At 60.5% G+C, this 23956-nt stretch carries 18 protein-coding genes; 3 read left to right on the forward strand and 15 right to left on the reverse strand.

All coding sequences use genetic code 11. From position 1 onward, the window contains the following. The first annotated feature begins 27 nt into the window (after positions 1-27). Complete coding sequence (locus VGN12_23965) at positions 28-807, forward strand: enoyl-CoA hydratase/isomerase family protein (GenBank protein ID HEY4312526.1); 780 nt, start codon at positions 28-30, stop codon at positions 805-807. Between the two features lie 55 nt (positions 808-862). Here VGN12_23965 and VGN12_23970 read toward each other — a convergent pair whose 3' ends face one another. From VGN12_23970 to VGN12_24015, 10 genes are all read right to left on the reverse strand, one after another. Continuing rightward, complete coding sequence (locus VGN12_23970) at positions 863-1573, reverse strand: permease prefix domain 1-containing protein (GenBank protein HEY4312527.1); 711 nt, start codon at positions 1571-1573, stop codon at positions 863-865. Next, the gene (locus tag VGN12_23975; protein ID HEY4312528.1) at positions 1561-1938 is read right to left on the reverse strand and encodes a helix-turn-helix transcriptional regulator; all 378 of its coding nucleotides are present in this window, start codon (positions 1936-1938) and stop codon (positions 1561-1563) included. The genes VGN12_23970 and VGN12_23975 overlap by 13 nt, the downstream gene beginning before the upstream one ends. 38 nt (positions 1939-1976) lie before the next feature. Then, the gene (locus tag VGN12_23980) at positions 1977-2831 is read right to left on the reverse strand and encodes a HisA/HisF-related TIM barrel protein (protein ID HEY4312529.1); all 855 of its coding nucleotides are present in this window, start codon (positions 2829-2831) and stop codon (positions 1977-1979) included. A gap of 3 nt (positions 2832-2834) precedes the next feature. Continuing rightward, positions 2835-3482, reverse strand: a complete 648-nt coding sequence (locus tag VGN12_23985; GenBank protein ID HEY4312530.1) for a DNA-3-methyladenine glycosylase — start codon at positions 3480-3482, stop codon at positions 2835-2837. Between the two features lie 111 nt (positions 3483-3593). Next, complete coding sequence (locus tag VGN12_23990; protein ID HEY4312531.1) at positions 3594-6773, reverse strand: efflux RND transporter permease subunit; 3180 nt, start codon at positions 6771-6773, stop codon at positions 3594-3596. 18 nt (positions 6774-6791) lie between these two features. Further along, positions 6792-8117 (reverse strand): efflux RND transporter periplasmic adaptor subunit, encoded by a 1326-nt coding sequence (locus VGN12_23995; GenBank protein ID HEY4312532.1) that lies wholly within the window; start codon positions 8115-8117, stop codon positions 6792-6794. Positions 8118-8122: 5 nt separating this feature from the next. Then, positions 8123-8758: a TetR/AcrR family transcriptional regulator gene (locus VGN12_24000; GenBank protein HEY4312533.1), complete on the reverse strand. Its 636-nt coding sequence runs from the start codon at positions 8756-8758 to the stop codon at positions 8123-8125. Between the two features lie 218 nt (positions 8759-8976). Beyond that, a complete protein-coding gene (locus VGN12_24005; protein HEY4312534.1) occupies positions 8977-10413 on the reverse strand; it encodes a DUF1501 domain-containing protein in 1437 nt (478 codons plus the stop codon). A gap of 33 nt (positions 10414-10446) precedes the next feature. Then, positions 10447-10896: a hypothetical protein gene (locus tag VGN12_24010; protein HEY4312535.1), complete on the reverse strand. Its 450-nt coding sequence runs from the start codon at positions 10894-10896 to the stop codon at positions 10447-10449. Positions 10897-10945: 49 nt separating this feature from the next. Next, complete coding sequence (locus tag VGN12_24015; GenBank protein HEY4312536.1) at positions 10946-14272, reverse strand: PSD1 and planctomycete cytochrome C domain-containing protein; 3327 nt, start codon at positions 14270-14272, stop codon at positions 10946-10948. A 304-nt stretch (positions 14273-14576) separates the two neighbouring features. Between VGN12_24015 and VGN12_24020 the strand changes: the two genes are divergently transcribed. Next, the gene (locus tag VGN12_24020; protein HEY4312537.1) at positions 14577-15554 is read left to right on the forward strand and encodes an alpha/beta hydrolase family protein; all 978 of its coding nucleotides are present in this window, start codon (positions 14577-14579) and stop codon (positions 15552-15554) included. A gap of 121 nt (positions 15555-15675) precedes the next feature. On the opposite strand, the gene VGN12_24025 is transcribed toward VGN12_24020, so the two are convergent. Further along, the gene (locus VGN12_24025) at positions 15676-17196 is read right to left on the reverse strand and encodes a hypothetical protein (protein ID HEY4312538.1); all 1521 of its coding nucleotides are present in this window, start codon (positions 17194-17196) and stop codon (positions 15676-15678) included. Between the two features lie 205 nt (positions 17197-17401). On the opposite strand from VGN12_24025, the gene VGN12_24030 reads away from it, so the two are divergent. Next, complete coding sequence (locus VGN12_24030) at positions 17402-18217, forward strand: dienelactone hydrolase family protein (protein HEY4312539.1); 816 nt, start codon at positions 17402-17404, stop codon at positions 18215-18217. A 35-nt stretch (positions 18218-18252) separates the two neighbouring features. Here the strand turns inward: VGN12_24030 and VGN12_24035 are convergent, their stop codons facing one another. The 4 genes from VGN12_24035 to VGN12_24050 all read right to left on the reverse strand — a co-directional run. After that, complete coding sequence (locus VGN12_24035) at positions 18253-19365, reverse strand: dockerin type I domain-containing protein (GenBank protein HEY4312540.1); 1113 nt, start codon at positions 19363-19365, stop codon at positions 18253-18255. A 545-nt stretch (positions 19366-19910) separates the two neighbouring features. Then, complete coding sequence (locus VGN12_24040) at positions 19911-22763, reverse strand: PVC-type heme-binding CxxCH protein (GenBank protein HEY4312541.1); 2853 nt, start codon at positions 22761-22763, stop codon at positions 19911-19913. 97 nt (positions 22764-22860) lie between these two features. Continuing rightward, positions 22861-23535 carry a uracil-DNA glycosylase gene (locus VGN12_24045; GenBank protein HEY4312542.1) on the reverse strand — a complete coding sequence of 225 codons (675 nt, stop codon included), beginning with the start codon at positions 23533-23535 and terminating at the stop codon, positions 22861-22863. Between the two features lie 48 nt (positions 23536-23583). Continuing rightward, a partial coding sequence (locus tag VGN12_24050; protein ID HEY4312543.1) for a hypothetical protein occupies positions 23584-23956 on the reverse strand: 373 nt, incomplete at its 5' end.

Here is a 23956-nt window from a genome sequence, read left to right on the forward strand (position 1 = left end):
GGCTACTAATAACTAGCCACTACCCACATGTCTCTTCTGCGCATCAACGTTCACGAAAACACAGGCACGATTATCCTCAATCGCCCCGAGCGGCGCAACGCCCTGTCGCGCGACCTGCTGCGGGCATTAATCGAAGCGCTGGGGGATTTGCATCTCGAGCGTCGCGTGCGGGCCGTAATCATAACCGGATCTGGCTCGACATTTTGTGCGGGTATGGATCTGGCTGAGATGCGCGCCACCAAAGAAAGCGAAGACCCACGCGTCCAGTGGCACGATGACGCGGTGTTGTATCTGGAATTGATCGAGGCGATGTTGCGCTTTCCCAAGCCGCTGATTGCCGCTGTGAACGGTCCAGCCGTGGCAGGTGGCGCAGGGCTGGTCCTGGCATGCGATATCGTCGTGGCGGCTGAAGACGCGCGTTTCGGCTTTCCCGAGGCGCGTCGTGGTATCGTGGCCGGGCTCGTAGCGCCGCTCTTGGTGTTTCGCATCGGCGCTGGCCATGCGGCGCAACTGCTACTGACCGGCAACCTGATCGACGCCAAGGAAGCACACCGCATCGGCGCTTTTCACCGGCTGGTCTCGCCCGAGCATACGTGGCTGCGCGCCGTTGAATTGGCCGGCGAATGCGCGGCCTGCGCGCCCGAGTCGCTGCTACTGACGAAAATGCTACTGAATGAAACAATCGGCGAGAACATGCTGACGCAACTGTCGGCAGGGGCCGCAGCCAGCGCCACCTCGCGAACTACGGAAGCCGCGGCCGAGGGCCTGGCGGCATTTCTTGAAAAACGCCCGCCCAAGTGGTTGTAGAGTCGTTGTGACGTTTTCTTAGCGACGCCCACGTGACCGCAGCTTGGGGACGAGTCTATTCTACCCCTCCCGGAGCCACTGCCTTTTCGCGATGTGATTGCCGGAGAGAAAACAGGAGCACCACAGCTGCCATTGGGCCTAGCACCGTTATTAGAGAATTACGGTAGGCTGTGAATTGCCAAAGATGAACGTTTCTACTCGGCGGACTGAAGATCGTAACTTCGCACATGAAGGATACGCAATTCATCATTAAAATCGCGGCGCAGCAGCCAAAAACAATTGACGCGACCGAGAAATAGCGACGTGATCGTTCGGCGACTCGGCGCAATTGTGCCATGAGTCTTGATTTAAAGATCGCTATGCCAACGATCGCGAACAGCGCTATTGGACCATAGCAAGCAATTAGGGCAGTGGCTCCAGTCGAAATTCCAACATCCGATGCCAACACCTCAAGTAGCCGCGTCGAGAACGTGAACGTCAACGATCCCAGGTTAGTCAACAGATAGCCGGCTAGCATCCATTTCAGGCGATTCATCCACACCACTCGGCAATCGACTTTGGCGAATTCGGCTGCGACGTCTTGAGGAGCACCCATCCGGAGTACCGTGACGAGGAATGCTTCTTCGGCCGAGAGTTCTCGCGTAAGAAGCGCCGAGATTTCATCGCGCATGTGAGACTCAAGTTCGTTGAGGGCGTCGGTGTTAGCCGCTCCCTGCGACGAATGTGCGGTACGCCACTGCGATATGCTTTGCTCTAGGTCAAACATGGATCAGTACCCCATAGTTGTGCGAGAGTCGAGTGAACGGCGTACCATTGCGCTCGTTCCGCACACAAGGCCTTCGTCCCCTGCCGGTTCAACTTGTAATACTTGCGTCGTCGCCCTTCGTCGGACGTTTTCCACGTTGCCGTGATTAGCTCTTCTTTTTCCAGGCGATGAAGCACGGGATAAAGCATTCCGTCGCTCCACTGAAGTTGGCCGCCAGAAAGCCTTCGAACTTCCTGAATAACGGCGTAACCATAGTTCTCGCCACGTTCGAGGATGGCGAGCAAGATCGGTCGTGCCGACGCGGCGACAAGGTCCTTGGAAATAGCCATAAACGTGACGATACATAGAAGAGCAATGTATGTCAAGCAACCAATCGCTCCCATTTTGAATGGCTCGCTTTCACCTATTCAGAAGCCGAATTGCTTATTGATGCGAAATCAATTCTTCCATCATGCAAGGCCGATGCCACGAGTGCCGCGTTGCATCCGGCCGATGCCATGTGCGCGAGATCGTCTGGCCCACGCACTCCGCCGCCGGCAATGATTTCGATATGCGGTTGCCGCGTACGCAGCTCATGGCACAGCGCAAGCGTCCCAACGCCACCGTCGACACCGACGTTGGCCAGGTCCAGCACAATGAGCCGTCGGACGCCCGCCGCGATCGCGGCTTCGGCAATCGCAAGCGGCGCCATCGCGCGCCACGCGGTCACGTTCGTCAAAGGCTGGCCAGCATTGAGATCGAGACTGAAAACGATTCGTTCCGGACCCACCACGCCAACCAACGATCGCAGCGCCGCGCTTAATCCCTCGCCTCCGCAGGGGGAGAGGGCAGGGTGACGGGGGGCGCCGAGAGTGGGTTCGCCATTGCCACGACCTCGCTGTTCGCCATCAACCGGCGCAAGGCTTTCAAGCCCCACAATGACGCCGGACAGTGACGCCTCACGCGTGCGAAAATCGGCCAGTGCCTTCGCGCGTGCTTCGTCTCCTGCGCCAGCATCAATGATCAATCTGGCGCCAGTGCCAATCAATTGCCCATAAAGATCCCAGGCCGGCTCGGCGCCCGCAATCGCGTCAAGGTCCGCGATATAAAACTCCGAGAGCCCAAGCTTCTCGATGATGCCGCGCGCCACGACGACTGGATCAGCCGAGTTACAAAGCAAGCTTTCAATGGGCCGATACTCGCTGCGCCGTCCCGCAATGCCGCGGACAACAACTCCGTGCATCAGGTCGAGAACGGGAATGACGCGGAGAGCAGCCATCAGCTACATGGGCACGGGCGCTTTGGCGGCCACGTCGACCGCGCGCCACAGGTACCAACTGGCGACCGAGCGATAGGGGCGCCACCGCTCGCCATGTTCGAGAATGGCCGTGGGTTTGGGCATCTCTTTATGCCCGTAGGTGAGCATAAAGCCTTTACGGACTCCCAGGTCCGAGATCGGCAACACATCCGGACGGCCCAAGCGAAACAACAGCAGCATTTCAACGGTCCAGACACCGATCCCGCGCACGCTGGTCAATCGTTCGAGGATTTCCTCGTCGCTCATTTTGCGCAACTTCGCCACGGTGGGGACTGTTCCATCGAGCGTTTTGGCGGCCAGGTCCTTGACGGCCGCCGCCTTCGCCCGCGATAGGCCGACGGCGCGCAGCGCTTCGTCCTTTGCCGACAAGAGTCGCTCAGGAGTTATTTTCTTGCGCGTGCCGAAAGCGTCGACAGCGCGGCCATGGATCGTGGCGGCTGCTTTGCCCGAGAGTTGCTGGTAGATGATTGCGCGGACCAGCGTTTGAAAAGTGTTGTCGATTTTGCTCGGCTGCAACTCGAGTGGCCCAACGCGGCGAATCAGTTTCGCCATGTACTTGTCGGCGCGGCCAATGGCAGCAATAGCCTGGGCCGGTTCATACTCGAGCGTCATGAGAGAAGCGCGGAATGTTGAGTGACGAACGACAAGTGATAAAGCACTACGATCATACTGCCACGATTCTAATCGCCAATGCGTTCGAAGCCGCGCCTGCTGACGCCGGCGTTAAACCAGGCTTTCTTCGGCCAGCTCGTCCCGCTCGGCGGCTGGCTTGACGTTTGGCGGCGGAATCGTCGCTTTTTGCGTCGCACTGGGTGTCTGTTCGACCGCGAAGCGGACGCCGATGCGATGCAGGAAGCTACCAAATGAGTCGAGCAGCACGTAGAACACTGGTGTTACGATCAAGGCCAGTAGCAGCGACAACGATTGCCCGCCGATGATCACCTTGGCCATGCTGGCTCGCGCCCCCGAGCCGGGGCCAGTCCCCAGGGCAATCGGAATCATGGCGGCCACGAGCATCACGGTGGTCATCAGGATCGGGCGGAGCCGGGTGTGGTTGGCTTCGATCACCGCCTCGTGCCGGGGCGTGCCGCGCTCGCGCAATTGATTCGTGGCGTCGATCTGCAAGATACCGTTTTTCTTGACGATGCCCACCAGCATGAACAGGCCGAACATCGCGTAGATATCCATCGGCGTCCGCGCAATCACTAGCGACAGAAGGCCGAACGGAATCGTCACTGGCAGTGCCATCAGAATAGCGATCGGCTGTGCCCAGCTTTCAAATTGCGCCGCCAGGATCAAATACATGAACAGAATCGATAATACGAAGGCGATGATCAAGTAGTAGCCAGTTTCGGCCAGCGTTTCGGCCTGACCGCCGAAGTTGAAGGAGTAGGCAGGGGGGAGATTCATCTTTTCCAGCACGTCGCGCGTGCGCGTGACTGCTTCGCCCAGCGCGATGCCGTCCGGATTGGCCAGCACCGTTACCAGGCGTTGCCGATCCTTCCGCTCGATCTGGCTGGGACCACGCTGCTCGTCGAGCCGCGCTAAATTCGATAATGACACGGCGCCCACCGTTGGCGACGCGACCGACAGACCATACAGGTCTTGCACGCTCGAACGATCCCCCGGCTGTGCCCGCAACCAGACGTCGTACTGCTCGCCACCATCGCGGAACGTCGAGACGGGCATGCCGCCGACAAGAATCCGCAACGAATCGGCGATCGTACCGACCGATATCCCCAGGTCGCTCGCCGCTTCGCGATCTACCCTGACCTGCAACTCGGGTTTGCGCAACGCGAGCGTGGTATCGAGGTCCGAGAGTCCCCCGGCGACTCTCATTTTTTCGATCAGCTCATCCGAATACTTCGCCAACCCTTCCAGGTCCGGGCCATGCATTTCCACCTGAAACACCTGAGCACGACCGCCCCCTTGGAACGGTGAAACATCATTAACGCTCGCGCGCAAATCCGGGTAATCGGCCAGCAGCTTACGAGCTTCCTGCTGGATGGCGAACTGTGAATAATCCCGCTCGTCCAGCTCTTTCATGCGGACGTAGATCGACCCCTCGGTGACGCTGCCTTGCCCCTTGGCACTGCGATTCGTGCTACCGATCGTTGTGAAGACATGCACCGTGCCGGGCACTTTCCATAGTCGGGCTTCCAGTTCGGCCATGACTTTGTCCGTGCGTTCCAGAGAGTAACCCTCGGGCGTGATCACATGAACTTCGTATTCACTTTGGTCGTCGCGCGGAATCAGGGCCAACCCCATGATCTTGCCAATCGGCACGGTGCTGGCGACGACCAGAATCGTTACGAGCACGACCAGCCATTTGGCCCGCAATGAACCGCGCAGGATCAATCCGTAGGCGCTATCGACGATGCGCCAAATAAAGCCCGACTTGCTCTTCGCGTGCCCCCCCTCGCCCGGTTCGAGCTTGAGGAATCGGCTACACAGCATGGGCGTAAGCGTGAATGAGACGAATAAGCTCATCACGATGGCAAACGCCACGGTCAACCCGTAGCTGGAGAAAAACCGTCCGACGACGCCCCCCATGAACGCCAGCGGCAGAAAGATCACGACCAGCGACAGGCTCGTGGCCATAACCGGCAGCACGATTTCGCGCGTGCCAATGCGAGCCGCTTCCATGGCGTTCAGGCCGTGTTCTTCCATGTGGCGAAAAATGTTCTCGTGGACCACCACGGCATCGTCGATCACGATGCCGATCGCCAGAATTAGCCCCAGCATCGTGATGTTGTTGAGCGTAAAGCCCATGTAGTACATGAAGGCAAACGTCGGCACGATCGACGTGGGAATGGCCAAGGTCGCGATGATCGTGGTGCGCCAATCGCGAATGAATAGCAGAATTGTGGCCGACACCAGCCCCGCGGCCAGCAGCAAGTGGAACTTCACCTCTTCGATCGATTTCTTCACGAACCGCGATTGATCGCGCGTGATTTCGATCCGCACATCCGGCGGCAGCGCAGCGCGGACGCGATTCAGCTTCGCTTTGACGTCGTCCGTGACTTTGACGACATTCGTTCCCGACTGCTTCTGCACCATTACGCTGACGGCCGGCTGCCCGTCGAGCCGTGCCATCGAACGCGGCTCTTCGACCGAGTCGACCGCCTCGCCAATGTCCTTGATGCGGATCGGGTAGCCACCACGGTTGGCGACGATGATGTTGTTGAACTCGGTGGCGTTGGTCAGCCGCCCCAGGGTGCGGACCACCATTTCGCGCGGGCCTTGCTCGATGTGGCCCCCCGGGACTTCGATGTTTTGCCGCTCCAGTGCCGATTGCACGTCGGCAATCGAGAGCTTATAGGCGACGAGCTTGTCAGTATCGACCGTCACGTTCATGGCCCGCGTGCGACCGCCCACGATCGTGGCCAGGCCGACACCGCTGACCGTCTCCAACTGTTCCTTGATCTGCTTGCGCGCCATTTCCGTGATCTCGCGCAGGTCGCGCCGGCCCGAGATGGCGATCGTCATGATCGGCATGGCGTCAGTTTCAAAGCGGTCGACGATCGGCTTTTCGGTCCCTTTCGGCAGTTGCGCAAGGACGGAACTCACTTTGTCGCGCACCTCTTGCGTGCCGACGTCGCCATTTTTGGACAACAGAAACTGGACTGTGACGATCGACATACCCTCGGAACTGACCGAGCGAATTGCATCGACTCCCGACACCGTGTTGATCACGTCCTCGATGGGCTTCGTGACCGAAGTTTCCATTTCTTCGGCGCTGGCACCGGGAAGCGTCGTCGTGACGGCGCAGACTGGAAAATCAACGTTGGGAAAGAGGTCCACACCCAGCCGGAAGTACGACAGGATGCCGAGCACGACTGGCGAGGCAACCAGTACCCAGGTAAAAACCGGCCGGCGAATGCAGATGTCCGAAATGCCCATGTGTTACTCGTCGTAGGCTTAGCCGGCCTTGGTAGCGGACGGCGAACGTTCGTGTTCCTGATTCGCACGCGCGGCTTCAGCGGCTGGCTGCTCGTCGGGATGACGAATCGTGACAGCCGTGCCGTCGGCCAGTTGCGTTTGACCGCTCGTGATCACCGTTGCGTCGGTGGGTACTTCGCCCTGCACCTCGATCCAGCCCTCCCCCTCGGTTCCGGTTTCGACCGACACGGCCTGGGCTTTACCGTCGTGAACGACGAACAGCTTCGTGACGCCGGCGAAGCGGACGATGGCTTCGATCGGCACGATGGTTCGCTCGTTGGCGCGATTGGTGATGACCGACGCCTTCACGAATCCACCGGGACGCAGAGCGCGGTCCTCGTTGGGGATGGAAACTTCGACCTGGAAGGTACGGCTTTCCGCATCGACCGAGGGATTGATCCATACCACGGTGCCGTCAAAGACACGGCCTGGATGCGACGCGACCGTCAGGCGTACCTGCTGGCCGACGCCGGCGTAGGGCGTGTACTTCTCAGGGACGTTGACCCACATCCGTAGCGGCTTGTCGATGATCAACTGTGCGACTTGCTCTCCTTCGCGAATCATCTGCCCTTCGGACACCATGCGTTTAGTGATCGCAAATTCGAGCGGTTCGGTCAGGCCTGTCGGAGGCTTCGTCGGCTCTGGCGCGCGAACCACCAGGTCCTCGCGCGCTTGCCGGGCGACGTCCAACTCGACTCGGCTGGCCATCGCAGCAGCCAGCGTGGCGCGGGCCGAAAGCAGTGCGTTATCAAGCGCCGCTTTTTTGTCACGCAATTCGAACTCGGCATCTTGCATCGATTCGACCGTGTTGACTTTCTTCTCAGCCAGATGCTGCTCGCGAGCGTATTTCTGCTCGGCACGGTCGGCGGCGGCCTGCGCTTGCCGGACGGCGGGTAGGCGCGAGAAGTCGAAATCGGCGTTCGGCAGCTCGTGCAAGCCGAGCTTGGCGAGCTCGGAAATCAATCGCTGTTCAGCCTGACGTATCGCCAGGTCAGCATTGATCGCCTCGAGTTCCACGAGCGGCTCGCCCGGCTTTACACGATCGCCGACATCATGCAGGACCTTGACGACACGGCCTGATTTCTCGGCACCGACTTTGACGTCTTCCCACCCTTTGAGCGTACCGACAACGTCGACCGTGGTATCGATCGTGCGTCGCGCTGCGGTGGCGACCGTGACCGGCACGACCTTGGGACCGGTCGGCGCGGCCAGCGGTTCGACGTCGTCATGCCCGCAGCCGGCAGCAACAATGCACAGCGACAGGCCGACAAGTGCTAGCGGAGTTTTCAATCCCGAAATTTGCATAGAATTCAATTCCTTTGCGGCTCGCCCAAGTGGCGAGCGGCGTGATCGGAGAATCCTTCCAAAAGATCCACGACCAGTCGACGCGCCAGACCGGCGTCGAGGTTCAGGTCGCGGTACAAATAATCCATCGTGTAAATTGCGACCAGGCCGCGCACGGCGGCGGTACATTCCTCAGTTCGCTCGGCGGCGATAATTCTTTCCGCCGCCAAGGCTCCCACGACGCTTGTCACTAACTCGGTCAGCTCTTGGCCCACGTCAGCCAACATGGTCGACAGTTGGGAATTTCGCGGTCCAAAGAAGACGGCATAGGCAAAACGAGCCCGATCGGGATCGTCGCGGCAGAGACGGAAATGCTCGTCGATCAACGCGACGAGCTTTTCGGTCGCGGGAGCCGAGCCAGCCAGAATGCTGCGCATTCCGGTGGTCAGCTTTTCGAGCGCGTCGAGCAGGAGTCGCTGGGCGAGCGTCTCTTTGCTGTCGAAATAGTAATACAGCGTCGGTTTCGTGACGTTCGCCGCTTCGACGATGTTGCGCACGCTCGTGGCGTCATAACCCTCCGAGGCAAAAAGACGCGCTGCCGCGCGCGCAATGCGCTCGGCAATTTCGCTCGAAGCCGTGCCGTGGGAAACGGGTAGGGACACTCGTAACAACTCGTCGCAGTCGCGGAGGGAAAGTCGGATTGCGTAGTTTTGGCAACCAGGGATGACCGTATACCGAACGGTAGGTATTCAAACATGCCGAAAAAGTCGCGTCAATATCAAGCGAAAAAATATTTAGTTAGCTAACGGAGAAGTGGCTCCCTATCGCCTTGAGGACGCGGGTGAAAACTGCCCGATCCGTCGACCGCGGCGGCCTGGAATTAGGCCAGAATCGGCTCGATCAGCTCGCCATGTACATCGGTCAGCCGCATGTCACGACCGCCGAAGCGGTAGGTCAGCCGCTTATGGTCGACTCCTAGCAGGTGCAACATCGTGGCGTGCAGGTCGTGAATCTGCACCTTGTCGGCGATAGCGTGATAGCCGTAATCATCGGTCGCACCGTGAATGATGCCCCCTTTCACACCGCCGCCGGCCATCCACATCGTAAAGCCGAATGGGTTGTGGTCACGCCCGTCGGATCCTTGCGCCATCGGCGTGCGGCCGAACTCGCCCCCCCAAACCACCAGAGTCTCGTCCAGCAACCCGCGCGCTTTCAAGTCGGTCAATAAAGCCGCGATGGGCTTGTCAGTCGCAAAGGCGTTCTTGGCGTGCCCTTCCTTCAATTTGCTGTGTTGGTCCCAGCGATCGAAGCCGAGGTCTTGCGGTAAGACCTCAACGAACCGGACGCCACGTTCGATCAGCCGCCGCGCGAGCAGGCATTGCCGGCCGAAGACCTCGGTGCGCGGATCGTCCAGCCCGTACATTTCGTGTGTGGTTCGTGTCTCGCCCGAGATGTCGCTCAGCTCCGGCACGGCTGTTTGCATGCGGAACGCGAGTTCGTAATTCGCGATGGCCCCTTCCAGCCGATCATCATGCGGCGAGCGGGCGAGCAACTGTCGATCCAACTGCCGCATGAGCGCTGCTTTGCTCTGCTGATGTTCAGGGCGTGCTTCCAAGGCTCGCAAATCTGCTACCGGTTGTTCGCCTGCGCGAAATGAAGAACCTTGATAGGCCACGGGCAAAAAGCCGCTGCCGAAACAATCGACTCCGCCGGGCGGAATCATGCCGCTGTTGAGCACGACGAAGCCTGGAAGATTCTGGCACTGACTTCCCAGGCCATAAGTGACCCAAGCGCCAATGCTGGGGCGGCCTTGCTGGCCGAGCCCGGTGTGCATGAAATAGTTAGCGTTCGTATGCTCGGAAAAGTTCGACGTCATCGAGCGAATGATCGCCATGTCGTCTACGCAACGGCCGACATGTGGAAACAAATCGCTGACTGGAATGCCACTTTCACCGTATTGCCGAAACTTCCAGGGGCAATCGAGGACCATACCGACGTTATCGAACTGCGTCGGCGCCACCGGCACTTTGATCGGCTGGCCGTGCTCGCGCGCTAGCCGTGGTTTGGGATCAAACGTATCGACCTGCGACGGTCCGCCGTCCATGAACAGGAAGATTACGCGGGTCGCCTTGGGCCGAAAATGCGATGGTCCCTCGGCCAGCGGGCCTGCCGCCACCGAATTATCGAGCGAGGCGGTGGCCCCATACGTCGGATCAGCCGCGAGCGCTGCCAGTGCCACCGCACCAAACCCATTCGCGCAGCGCGACAGCATTTCGCGGCGAGAAATCGGACGGTCGTGAAAGCGGTGGCAGTGCATGGTTGATTTTGCTTGGAATGTCCTATGACTTTGTTAGTCGGCGTCCTCGCCGAAAGCCACGGCATATGCCCAGTCAATCGCGTTTGCATCCAAAGCGAGCAGTGCGGCCTTTCTCTCGATGGCTGGCGGACGAGACTGGCTATCTCCCGCCACTCCGCGTTCCCCGATCCTGCAAGCAAATGACGATAACTCGTCCTTGAACTCTGAAACTCGTGCACGCAGGTGGACGACCGGAGACCAGGGCTCTCGCCTGAAGACGTACGCGAATCCGATGATTTCGATTTCGCGTTCCGCGGTTTTCTTCGCCCGAATTGGTACTACGCCGTCCAGTCCAATCCCTTTCCACTCCTGATGAATCTCTTCGATGACTTCGGGAATGAAGTACTCGAGTGCTACGAGTAAATCGGTGAATTCCGATGAAGACGGGATCGACTCGCCGATGACAATCGGCGCAAGCACCGCGCGCACTTGCCGGCTGAACACTTCCTCGGCGCGCGACGGAATGCGACACCCGTGATCCACGGCTGAGTCTCTATTCGACAAACACGAACTCCTTCGCATTGAACAGCACATGCGCGAGATCGGTCCAGACGCGGGCCGGCTCATCGGCCGGGTTGAGTGAGCGCTGGCTGTCCAGAAACGCGCTCACGGCTGCAATCTCTTCGTCACTTGCGCGCCGCGCGAACGCTTCCAGGTACATCTGCTGGACGCGGTCGACGTCGCTCTGTTTTTCAGCGGACAAAATTCGTTTCGCCCACAGCGCGGCCTGCTCAGCCACGAACGGGTTGTTCAACATGACGAGCGCTTGGGCCGGCACGTTCGACACGCTGCGACGGCCGATCGTCGTGAATGGGGTGGGATAGTCGAAGGCCAACAGCAGCGGCGAGAGGAAATTCCGTCGCACGTTGAGGTAGATGCTGCGTCGACCGGCGCCATCCAGCGGGCCCGATTCCTTGGGCCGCCCGCGACCGCTCATGAACGGTGTCAGATGCGGCGCCACGCCGGGGCCGTACATCGTCGTGTCGAGCCGGCCCGATACGGCCATCACGGCATCGCGGATGCATTCCGCCTCGAGTCGACGGCGCGGCATGTAATTCCACAGGTGGTTCTGTGGATCGGCCGCGAGCGCCTCCGACTCGGCGTCGCCTGACATGCGGTACGTGCTCGACAGAACCAACATCCGGTCTAGTGCCTTCAGCGACCAACTCTGCCGCATGAATTCAGCGGCCAGCCAATCGAGCAAGCCCGGATTCGTAGGTGGCTGACCCATGACGCCAAAATCGTCGGGCGTTGGCACAATGCCGCGGCCAAAATGCCGCTGCCAGACGCGATTCACGATCACTCGCGGAACAAGCGGGTTCGAACCATCGACAAGCGACGATGCCAACTCGAGCCGGCCGCTACAGTTCGCGTGAGCCGGTCGCTCGGTACCACCGAAAATTTGCAAGCTACGCCGCGGAACTCGTTCGCCAGGCGTGCGATGGTTTCCCCTAATGAAGACGCACTCATCCTCGGGCGTACCATCGGCGATGGCGAGCGAACGGCGCGGCGCGGGCAATTTCGCCAAGAGTTCGCTACGCGCCTTCGCGATTTCTGCACGCTCGGTCTGCGCCCGGCTCGTTGCCGCTGCAATCGAGGGATCGTCGCCGGCGGTTGCGATCGTCAGGAACACATTTAGTAGCTCAATGCGCTCGGCGTCGGATCGAGAGGCACTGCTGTCTGTTGACTGCACGAGCCACGAACGGATCGCGTCGTCGAAAAGCTGCCGATACCCGGCCGCGAGATCCGCGACCGAGCGAATCGTTGGATCGCTGACGAGTTTTCCGACTATGCCGTTGGGCCGAGGTGCCTGGGGTGCATGGTCGGACTGAACTACCTGATCGAGCGCCAGCCATCCATTGCCGTCATCGATCAATTCAATGTAGGCGCGGTGACCGATCCATTTTTCGACGTTTTGCTCATGCCAGTGCGGTGTTGCGTTACCTGGTGCGAAATCCAGTCCACCGTAGATGGGATTCTGTATGAGCTGCAAGCCGTCGAGAATCAGCCGCACCTTTCCGCCGGTGCCCCACAGTCGGTAAAAGATTCGCGGATGTTCGATCGTGAATGTCGGAGATCGCAATACTCCGGCCAGTTGATCAGCCACGAGCCCACTGTGCGCCGCGGTAACACCGAGTGGTCGTAAGACCGGCTGAGATGCATTCTCGTCTTTGGCATCGGACAAAACGAGATCGCTCTGCTTGGCTGGTCGAGTACCGAACGCCGTTCCGGTCGCAACCCAATCGCCGAAATCGGAACCCTCAAAATCGGCCAGCGGCTTCGCGGCGTTCTCGGCTGGCATGCCTGTGCGAGCGACCATCGAGGTTGCCAGTACTTCACGACGTTTCGCAAACTCGTCGGCGTCGGTTGTCGCGGCGCTCGTGTGAAGCACCGCCCAGGGATGCAGAACATCCTGCGGCTGATCCGCGGCCACCGCCAAACGTTTTTGGGCTGTCTCATCGTTGCCTTCAAACAGTGTGGCCGACAATCGCGCCAGACCTGGCTCGCGCAAGCTCGAAACATACTGGTCGAAAACGGTCCGTTCGCGGTCTCGCAGCTTCGCTAGCTGATCGAGCAACGGCGCCGTCTGCGCGAGGTCGTCTAGAAATGCTTGCTGATATCGCGAGCTTTGCAGAAAGCCGATCAGGGCATAGTAATCCTTCTGCGTGATACAATCGAACTTGTGGTCGTGGCAGCGAGCGCAGCTGACCGTCAACGCCAAAAATGTCTTGGCAAAAACGTCGATCTGATTGTCATTACGTGTGGCTTCGTCCTCGCGAACGTCGACCGGTGAATGCCGGGCTTCGCCAAAGAAGAAAAATGCGGTACCGACGATCGACTCGTTGAAATGTTCAGTCGGATGCCGCCGCGGCGGATCTAAAAGGTCCCCTGCCACATGTTCGACCAGTAGCCGGTCGTACGGTAGATCGTTGTTGAACGCTCGTATCAGGTAGTCGCGATAGGGATAGGCGTTGGGAATTTCGAAATCGTGCTCGTGACCATAGGTTTCGGCGAATCGTACCAGGTCCATCCAGTGTCGGGCTTGCCGTTCGCCGTAGCGCGGCGACGCCAATAGCCGGTCGACGACGTGCTCGTGCGCCTCGGGTGATGCGTCGCCGATGAATTCCGTGATCTCTGCCGGTGTCGGCGGCAGGCCGGTCAGGTCGAACGTCACGCGGCGCAGCCAAACGTGTTTGTCGGCCGCGGGTGCGGGACGCAGACCGCGCGCTTCCAGCCCCGCAAGCACGAACCGATCGACGTCATAGCGCGGCCAACTTTCGTTCTGCACGGCCGGAACCGGCGCGGCGGCGAGCGGTTGAAAGCACCAATGCTTTGCACGCTCCTCGTAGTTGAATGGCGCCGGGCCGGTCGCATTAACGGATTGGGGCCTGTCTTTGGCCGGCCAGGGAGCGCCACGTTTCACCCAGTCGACCAGTACCGCAATTTCGTTCTCGGCCAGTCGTCCTTTAGGGGGCATCTGGTACGTTTCGCCGTAACGAATCGCATCCACCAGCAGGCCTTCGTCCGGATTGCCGGGGACAACAGCGGGACCGGTGTCGCCGCCGCGCAACGCCGCGGCACGAGAATCGAGCTGCAGATTCCCCTTGGCTTTAGCGCCGGTGTGACATTCGTAACAACGGGCGACCAACAGGGGGCGTACCTGCTTTTCGAAGAATTCCAAATCCGCAGCCGTGGCCACGGATTCCGCAGTAGGCGATTCCGCAACCGCAGGTCGCGTATCGAATTCGCAAAACTGGATTAGCGCACTCCCCACCAACAGTCCGCGCATGACGCTCAGGAGTCGATTCGCCTGACTCAAGAGATCAAATCCTGTTAGCGGTTGTTCGAGGTGGGAATGCGACGGCAGGTTTCGAGCAAGCGGCGAGTGCCACCACGCGCCGCTCGTTTAGTGGCCGCCATGTAAGTGGCCTAGGGCAAGAACGCCCCGATCCGCCTGACGGCTACCAATTCGACTATATCGCCGCGGTGGCTCAGCGTAAAGAAAATGCCCAGCCTATCGGGGGTTGCGGCTTGCTTGACCGGCGCATCGCGCGGGCTAGGATGGGTCCCGATGGTGCCCGTTCGCCGTGCGACCGCCTGACGTTTCTTGCAAGGAGCCGACCATGCATCGTTTGCCTCAAAGTTTGATTGTTTCGCTGGCTGTGTTGCTTGCCGGCATCGCAACGGCCGCCGAACCGCTTGCCGTGCAGACGATCGAGCACGAGGCTCCGTCGGTCGGGCGGAAGATGAAGTTCAATCTGGTTTTGCCGGCCGGCTACGACAGCTCGCAGGACCGCTATCCGGTGCTGTACCTGCTACACGGTTTGACGAGTAACTACACCCTGTGGGCGGCTATGAACGTGCCGCAGTTCGCCGCCAACTACAAGCTGATCGTCGTCATGCCGGACGTCGGCAATTCGTGGTACGTCAACTGGGCCGAAAGTGACGGAAGCCAGAAAAATCAATGGGAAGACTACATCACCAAGGATTTGATCGGTTACGCCGACGGTCACTATCGCACGATTGCCAGCCGCGCGGGCCGAGGTATCAATGGACTCTCGATGGGTGGGTACGGTGCGATGACGCTGGGTTTGCGGCATCCCGAGATGTTCTGCACGATCGGCAGCCATTCCGGGGCACTGGCCTTTGCCTCGCGTTCGGCCGATAGCGTCGCCAAGGGGGAGCAACCGGATTTCCTGCGCCGCGAATGGTCCAGCGAACCAAACCCGAAGATCAAGATCGAGGGCTTTAGCACTCCCGCTGATCGAACTCCTAAGGGAAAGATTTTCATCTCGCAGGAGCAATGCGACGCGCATGATCCGTTCAAGCTCGTGTTGAAGGTCGACCGCGCGCAGCTTCCGTACATCTATGTCGATTGCGGAACTGACGATGGCCTGATCACGAGCAATCAACGCTTCTGCGAGCTGCTGATGAAGAACAACATCCCCTTCACCTACGGCCAGTCGCGCGGCGGACATGTGCCGCCGTACTGGGCGCGCGAGGTCGGGCAATCGATGGCCGTGCAGAACCTGATTATCGAGCGCGCCCTTGCGCAAGCGGCCAAAGCCGAAAAGGACACGGCAAATGCCGGCGGCCGATAGACAGGAATATTTGCCACCGAGGTCACAGAGATCACCGAGAAGAACAAACGGCCGGATTAACACTATCCTTTGCAACCTTCTCGGAGTCCTCCGTGAAGTCGGTGGCTCAAGTTCTTCGTTTCTACGCCTTCAATGCCGCGCGCGAGCGTTCGGCCAACTCGGTATCAGGCGCTCGTGAGCCGCGCAGATTGAACACGCTGGCGGCCAGATAGCGGTCGCGCCAGGTCGGTGACACGTGGTAATAATCTTCGAGCACGGCCGAGCTGAACTTGTAGTCGTGCGAGTCCTTTCCTTTCAGGAACACTAGCGCTCGGGCCGTATTGATGAACCGTTCGGGGCTCGGGTTCTGGCGGGCGTAGGCCAAAGTTTTGCGCGCGGCACGGAGCCGGTCTTCACTGACATCGACGAAGATATCTTCGACGCCGCCGTCCGCCCCGTCAGGTGGCAGCGGTTCGAGCGTGTCGAGCTTGATATCAGCCAACTCGCCGCCGCGTCGCTTCACCGCGTCTCGGAACAGCGGCACGAAGGCGGCATTCTGAAGCAGCATCATCCGCCGGGTATCGTCGTTCTCGCTGGCCTCGTAGGCGAAACGGAGTGCGTTGCTGCTGGTGACCGCGTGCAGGGCGACAATGCCAGGCGCTCTGGCCAGCAACTCACCGGCTCCTACCAACAACGCATCCCATACGGATTGCGGTGCCACGCCGCGGTTGAGTAACGTCACGACCTGTTGCGGCACCTCGGTCTCGCTGGCCGAGCGCAATGCGACGAGCAATTCGCTGGTGGCCGAATCCTCGAGCTTGCCTTCCTGCCAGTCGCCGCGGATCTGCTTGGCCAATTCCGTATTCTGCTTCCAGGGACGATCGGCCGCGGTATCACTATCCGGCGGTCCGTCCCCGCCACGGTCCTGCAACGCGTAAGCCAACGAGCGTAGCACCGGCTCGGCGTATTGCCAGCCCATGCAGGAGAGGGCTCGCCAACTGTTGGCGACGAAGATGGCCTTATGTCCGATGTCGCGAAAATCACGGGCGCCGTAACGGGCAAACAGCTCGAAAACTTCGTTGGCTCCGGCCGAGCGTGCCAGACCGGCCACGGCTGGATCGACGGCCTGCTCGTCCCAGCGGTCCATCGCTTCGGTAAAAGCCTGGCGCGCATGTCGTCCATTCGGGACAGCCGATTCGTCGACCGGCGCCATCGTCCAATTGCCTTCGCGCACGTCGGCAGCTTGCGCAACTTTGAAGTAATCAAGGGCCCAGAAGATCGGCAGCCAACGCAGCTCGTCCGGCGAAGATAAGCTGGCCAGGTGTGCGGAATTTACGACCAGCACCGCATGGAATTTAAAGCCGACGGGGCGCGGCTGCACGTTGCGCACGCCGGCCAGGAGCAGGGCGGTGAGAACCTCGCGGTAGCTGGTGCCGCTCTTAATGCGGCTGGCGACTTCTTCCAACAAGCGTTCGCGAGGCGTGTCTTCCAGTAGCCGCACCAGCGGCTCGATCTCTGGCTGGAAGCGCACAACCTTGGGATCGACCTGCGCGTCCGCCGCCGACACGATCGGCAGGCCGCGCAGAAAAGCCATGTCCGCGATCGCAGCGAGCGCTCCGGTGGTTCCCTGCAGAAACCGACGACGAGAGGATCCGCCCAACATGGTCCGCCTTCCTTTCGCAAGAGATTTCCGAATCCGCCATCCCGCCGGTCGTTATCGCGCGCTGATGTGGGTTCCGCAAGCGCAGCCGGCCTGGGACGCATGTTCAGCAATATCGGCGTAGGCCAACATTTGCCATCGTGCAACCTATACTTCCAAAGATGCCGTCTATCTGAGGTTACTGCCGAGTTAGTACAGGAGTTGGGCGATGCTTGCGGGTTCGATCATGTGGCGATGTTACGTCTTCCTGGCAATTGTTACGCTTGCGGTGCAGCTGCCCGTTACGTCTGCTCGCGCGGGCGAAGACGGCGCGCCGCAACGTCGCGCGGAATGGGTGCAGATCGCGTCACCCGCCGGGCGAAGCCTGAAGACCTACGTGGTCCGGCCCGTTGACGTCGCGCCGACGCGCGCCGTCGTGATCGTTCACGAGAACCGTGGCTTGACCACCTGGGAATTGGAAATCGCCGACCGGCTGGCAGACGCCGGACATCTAGCCATCGCGCCGGATATGCTGAGCGAAAGTGGGCCGGATCGCGGCGGCTCGGCGTCATTCGACTCGACTGCCGCGGCGCGCGACGCCATACACGGGTTACAGTCCGATGCCATTCTAGTGGACCTGGACGCGGTCGTTGAATACGCGAACACCATTCGGGTCGCGACTGATGGAGTGGTTGTCGTCGGTTTCTGCTGGGGCGGCGGACAGGTGTTTCGATACGCGGCGCACAATACGCAGTTGGCGGCCGCGGTGGTTTTCTACGGTCCGGCTCCGAACGAAGAGTTGTTGAAGCAGGTTAGCGCTCCGGTGTACGGCTTCTACGGCGAGCAAGATGTGCCGATCAGCGCCGACGTACCGAAGATCAAGAGCCGCATGAAGACGTTTGCGAAGAACTACCAACCCGAAGTTTTTGCCGGAGCAAGGCACGGCTTTATGCGGTCAGGCGCCCTGCCTGACGCGGGACCGGCCGATCGCAAGGCACATGACGAAGCATGGGTGCGATTCGCCCAATTGCTGGCCGCGCCGTAACGATCGTCAGCCGCTTAGGTCAAACACTCGGATCGTCATGCCGAGCGTCTTCGCTTGTACGCCAGCAGGCCGATGAGTGACAACAAGGCCAAGACATAACTCGAAGGCTCGGGCACACTGACGGCCGCTGGAACGCCGCCGAGTGCGCTGCCGATGGCGCTTGATACGAGTGCGATATCCTGACCGTTCACGATGCCATCGTGATTGGCGTCGCCGGCCGGATCATTCGCGCCTGTACCCGCCTTCAACCAGTTGCTGGCCACGAGTGCCAAGTCCTGAGCGTTCACGACACCGTCGAAGTTGACGTCGCCGGGAATGGCCATCGTCTGATATATCTCGGTGCGATAGCTCGACAGATCGGCCGACCAGGTGAGATCGCCAAATGCTGAAATGCCCCAGGGTTGACCGGTGAGGCTGGTTACGCCAAACATGATTCCTGCCAGGCTCCAAGCGCCGGTCGTGGGGTCTTGATGAAAAACGCCGCCGCCGGAATCGCCAGGTGTTCCTTGCGCTTCGTAGGCGGTGCCGTTCTGGGTGAAGGACGTCATGAATGCCATCTCGGAGTTGACGCCGATGCCTTGGGCGATCGAACCTTGGTCGATGACGTTCGTTCCCCAGCGAATGTCGTGCGTTGTCGACCAGATTTCGCCGGCGTACGTTGCGGAGCCCGTCGCGGGCATCCATGACGAATCCCAATAAGCAGTTTGAGAATTGCGCGGATCGAGCCCATTTCCGATCATGGTCACGTCCCAGCCGGCGCTGGCCACTGTATTACTGATCGTGACCGAGGGGAGGGGGGGAGCACCCGCTAATCGATATAGCTCCAGGTCGGTGTATTGCGTGTAGCCGACACCCGCAGGGTTGGTCAACTGCACGCCTGAGCCCGGAACATTCTGGTAGGGAAGGCCGTTGAACCAGCTTTCGGTGGGAACTCCACTGCTGCCGTTGTAGACGTGTGCAGCGGTCAATACCCAGCCATTTCCCAGATAGACGGCGCTGCCACTGCCCAGGATTCCGACGTTCTCGAAACCAGGATCGTTGGCTGGCGCCGTCGTGTTTTCCAGCCCGTCACCGGTACCGAGGATCACGGCGCGCGCTGGGTGCGTCGACAACACCAGTAGCGCCACGAAAGTGGACAGACATCGCATGCGGCGTTACGTCCCTGAGCCACGGAGCGCAACCTAATGAGCGTGTCTTACGCTCGTTGCCTCACGGCACGGCCCGAAGTTGCTCCGTCAAACGACCACCAAACCCAGGAAAAAGCCGCAAAGGGACATGGGACGGGCGCGCGGCAACAACCGGTGTGTCGGCTTTCGAGCCAGACGCAACGGCAGTTGCAAGTGCAATCCCGCTGCACCTGTAACGGATCACGGATTATCAGTCGAACGGATATGACCACTCACACGTTCGTCGTTGCGCCCCAACTATGAGACGAGCGTGCAAACACTCCTCAAGCAGAAATTGCTTGAGGCTTCCCCTCAACGTTCCAGCCCGAATCGGCAAACACGAATTGCAAGCGAAATGCGACTTCCTGCCCCGGTCTTTCGTATTAACCGACAATCGTTAGCAAGGGAAGTTATTTTTTCGTGAAATGCGCGGAATTCTCGCTGGCGCTCGTGGGGACGTGCGCAAACTCGAAAAAATGACGCTACCGAGTTTTAGCCCAGCCCTTCGCGCGAGGGGGGTGATTGCCCTAACGGCTTCCGCGTAGAAATGCGATCAGGTCGGCGAACTCGGACAGTGTGAGTTGATCGCAAATATTGTCCGGCATGATCGACGTGGCTTGCGGCCGAACCTCGGCCACGTCCCCATCCGCGACGGTGACGATTTGTCCTTCCGCCGTGCCATACTGCCGCGAGCCATCAGGACCCTCGGAAAGCATGATCCCGGTGAAGGTTCGGCCGTCCTCGCGGACCACGGTCCAGGGAGTGAATTGTGGTGCAATCTCTTTGCTGGGCGTCAGTAACGATTCCAGCAGACGTGCCTCGGTCAACGCTTGTGGCGTTAGCGACAGTTCGGGACCGATCGCCCCACCTCGACCGTCGACCTGGTGACAACGGAAGCAGGCCGGACCGCGTGGATGAAAGAAAATCCGCTCTCCGGCCGTGGCATCCCCACCCGTCGGAACGGCAGCTCGCCATCCTGCCAGGTCGGTCCGCGCCGGGCGCGGCGCCGGAGGCTCGCCGAGCAAGCGGCCGATCAATTCCCGATCGCTTTCCTTGGCGGACCAGGCCGCCAGACGTTCACGCTCGGCTGGAGGAAGCTCGGCACCTCGCAGCGAACGTAGAGCCTCGTGTCGCAATGTCGGGTCGGCTTGAGTCGTCCAATCGACGAGCATTTTACGGTGCTCAGGCGTGTCGGCGATGATGCCGACGATGGCCTCGGCCCGCAGCGCGACCGGTATTTTCTCGTCCGCGGCAATTCGCTCGATTTGGCTGATCGCTTCTGGTTCAGGCCTTTCGCGCAACGTGCGGACCGCCTCGAACTGCGTTGGCAAATCGTCCGTCGCGGCAAGCTTCGCTAAGAGCGGCACCGTCAAGCCTGGATAGTCGGGGCGAAGCGTCCGCAACGCCCGGGCGCGCACCGCGGCCACGGTGTCAGGCTTCTCGACTAGCGACAAGACGTATTGATCGCCGCTCCATTCGTCTGAGACGGTCCGGCGAACTCCTGCGAGGCGTTCCAGTGCTGCGAGGTAGGCTTGGAACAGATTGCGGGTCGTGGCCCCTGTCGCCAGTCCGGCGGTGACTTGCTCGCGATAGTCGGTGAGGCCTGCCTCGGCAATCCACTCGACCGTGGCAAATCGCACTTCCGAATCCGAATCAGAAAGCAACTGGGCGATCGGCCCGCGGGCGGCGGGATCGTTCGACAGGCGCAGCAAGCGAATCGAAGCCAAACGAATCGCACGGTTTTCAGACTTGGCGAGCTTGAGACGCTCCTCAACGTTTGTGCTACGGGCCAACGCCGATTCGGCCGCCTCGACGATGAACGGATCTCGATCCGCAAGCGCCGCCACAAGTTGCTCTCTCGCCTCGGGCACGGCCAGCTTTCGCAATGCCTCGGCCTGCACTTCGGCCGCCGGATCTTTGGCGGCGAGTGCTAACAGTGTCGCGGCATCGTTGACCGCCAGACGCGTCGCTAGAGCGCGGACGTCGGATGAATTGTCTTTCTTGGCAAGCTCTCGAGTTCCATCTGCTCCACGTCTTGCGCGCGCCAGGCCGATTAGCGCGTCCGCCCGCACGGCGGCCTCGGCGGTACCGGCCGCCGCCGCGGCAAGTGCGTCGTCGGATGCGGCCTGCTTATCTCCTGCCGCGTTTTGTCGGTCGACGAACTGCCGCACTCCCCACTGTCGTAGCGGTCGATGACGCGAAAGAATTGCCTGCCGCGGATCCTTGGGGCGGGCTGCCGGCGCTGCGTCCTTCGCGCGAATTCGCCACACCCTTCCTTTGCCGTGCAATTCGTACGATTTATCGACCCAATCACTGACAAACAGCGAACCATCGTCAGCTAGCGCAATGCCGACGGGCCGGAAATTCTCTCCGCCCGTGATCACCGGCTCGGCCGTAGCACGGAACGAAGCCCCGCGCGGTTCAAGACGGAATCGATCGATGCGATGATCGCCCCACGAGGTGACCAATAGTGCCCCGTAGAACTCCTTGGGAAGCATGTCCGATTGGTAGGCGATGACGCCGGACGGTGCTTCGCCGGTGCCGGCCGCCATCGGCAAGGTACCTGGCAATTCCCCGTTCCAGGCCGTGAAAGGATGCACGCCTTTACGTCCGTTGCGGTAGCGATAGCCGTAATCGCCGTCAGGCACGATATGCATCAGCCGACATGGCGGGCGCGAATCGGGGTCGTTATCAACGGCGAACAATCGATCGAATGCATCCAGGCAGAGATGGAACGGATTCCAGAAGCCGGTCGCGACGCGCGCGAGCTTCGTGCCGTCCGGGCGGCAACGGTAGATGCTCCCCCCTTCGCCACCGCCGGCGAGCGCCATGCCATCCGAACCAATCAGCCGGTAGTCGGCGCCCAGGTTCTCACCCAAGCCGAAATAAACGTTTCCGAGGCCATCGAAGGCGAATCCAGAGAGTCCGTTATGCGGATAGTTGCCGGCCGTTTCCAGCCGTGCAATGAGCTGCCGATCGTCGGCTACGCCGTCACTGTCCCGATCAAACAACCGGTGGATATCCATGCGGGTTGCGACGAAGACGGAATTATCTTCGTACACGGCCAGGTTCATCGTGGCCGTGCCCCCTTCGTAGAAATTCGTGACTTTGTCGGCGCGGCCATCGCCATTGGTGTCGACGAAGGCGCGAATCCGGTCGGCAGGCGGTCCGGCATAATCGGGCGGACGGAAGTGCGTATGGCATTCCGCGACGAGCACTCGTCCCTGATGATCGACCGCGATGCCGGTCGGCGTCACGATCTGGGGATGCACGGCGAATTCTTCGATCGTCACGCGCGGGTCAATTGATCGCGGCAGATCGTCAGCGGCGGGTGCATCGGCAATGACGGTCAACGCGACGAGCAGGAAAGTCGAAAGCATATTGTTCCTTATGGACCGAAGCACTTTGCAAGCCTCGCCCGGCACCTGAAAAGAGTTTCCAGTGAGACGGCGGGATACGCAGGGCGACGTCGCCGACCTAGCTTAACAGCTCGCGCGCTCGACGGAACACCTGGTCAAACATTGGCTCCGTCAGCCGGCCTGTGAAGGTGTTTTGCTGGCTGGGATGATAACTGGCCAACAGCCACCGATCTTCGGTGAGTCGCTGGGAACCGCCATGTTGGAATTTTGGCGCCGTACCAGTCAACCAAGCGCGGTTACGAGCGTCGCGAAGGACCCCCTGCCAGGCGATTTGTCCCAGTGCCAAAAACACCTTGGCCGGCAGTTGGTCCACGGTCGCCATAAGCCATTTCTGGCAGTTGCCGATTTCGGCCGGCGTCGGCCGATTGTCAGGCGGCGCGCAATGCGCGATGGCCGTGATGGCGCAATCGGTCAGTGTCAGCCCATCCCGCGCGTCAGTGTAAGTGGGCTGGTTGGCAAAGCCGGCCTTGAACAAAGCGCGGTACAGCCATTCGCCGCTGCGATCACCGGTGAACATCCGGCCGGTACGATTCGCGCCATGAGCGGCCGGCGCGAGTCCCACGATCAAGAGTCGCGCGGCGGGATCGCCGAAATTGGGGACCGGCCGCCCCCAATATTCCCACTCGGCGTATGCCTTGCGCTTTTCTCGTGCCACGTCTTGGCAATAGGCGCGCAGCCGTGGGCAGGCCTCGCAACGAACGATCTGCTGATTGAGCGATAGCCAGGTCGACATGAAAATGACGCAGGGCTGTGGCCAAGGATACGAGCCAAGCCGTCAGTTTTACTTTGCCGGCAGCAGCAATTTCAAACCGTGCATCAAGAGGGCTGCCCCGCCGACGAACGCCAGGAACAGTTCGAGCTGTTCGATCACACTAGGCTGATCGACGGGGGCAGCGGCGGCGTCGATTGCCGCAGGTGCTTTATCGACCGGATTTTCAGTCGGGGCGATGCGTCGCGGACCGGAGGGACCTCCGATCGAGGCGTGCGCGGCGGTCAATTGATTCTGGGCCACCACCCCTGCCGGGCGTTGCTGTTGGGCGATAGGGGCTTCGTATTGCACGGGCACGAGCGCTCCGGCGGCAGCGGCCGAGTTCTGAGCAATCTGCACATTGTGCTCTTCACCGACGCCCGGGGGTGGCATAATCGCGCCGACG

Source organism: Pirellulales bacterium (genome assembly GCA_036499395.1).
Taxonomy (GTDB): domain Bacteria; phylum Planctomycetota; class Planctomycetia; order Pirellulales; family JACPPG01; genus JACPPG01.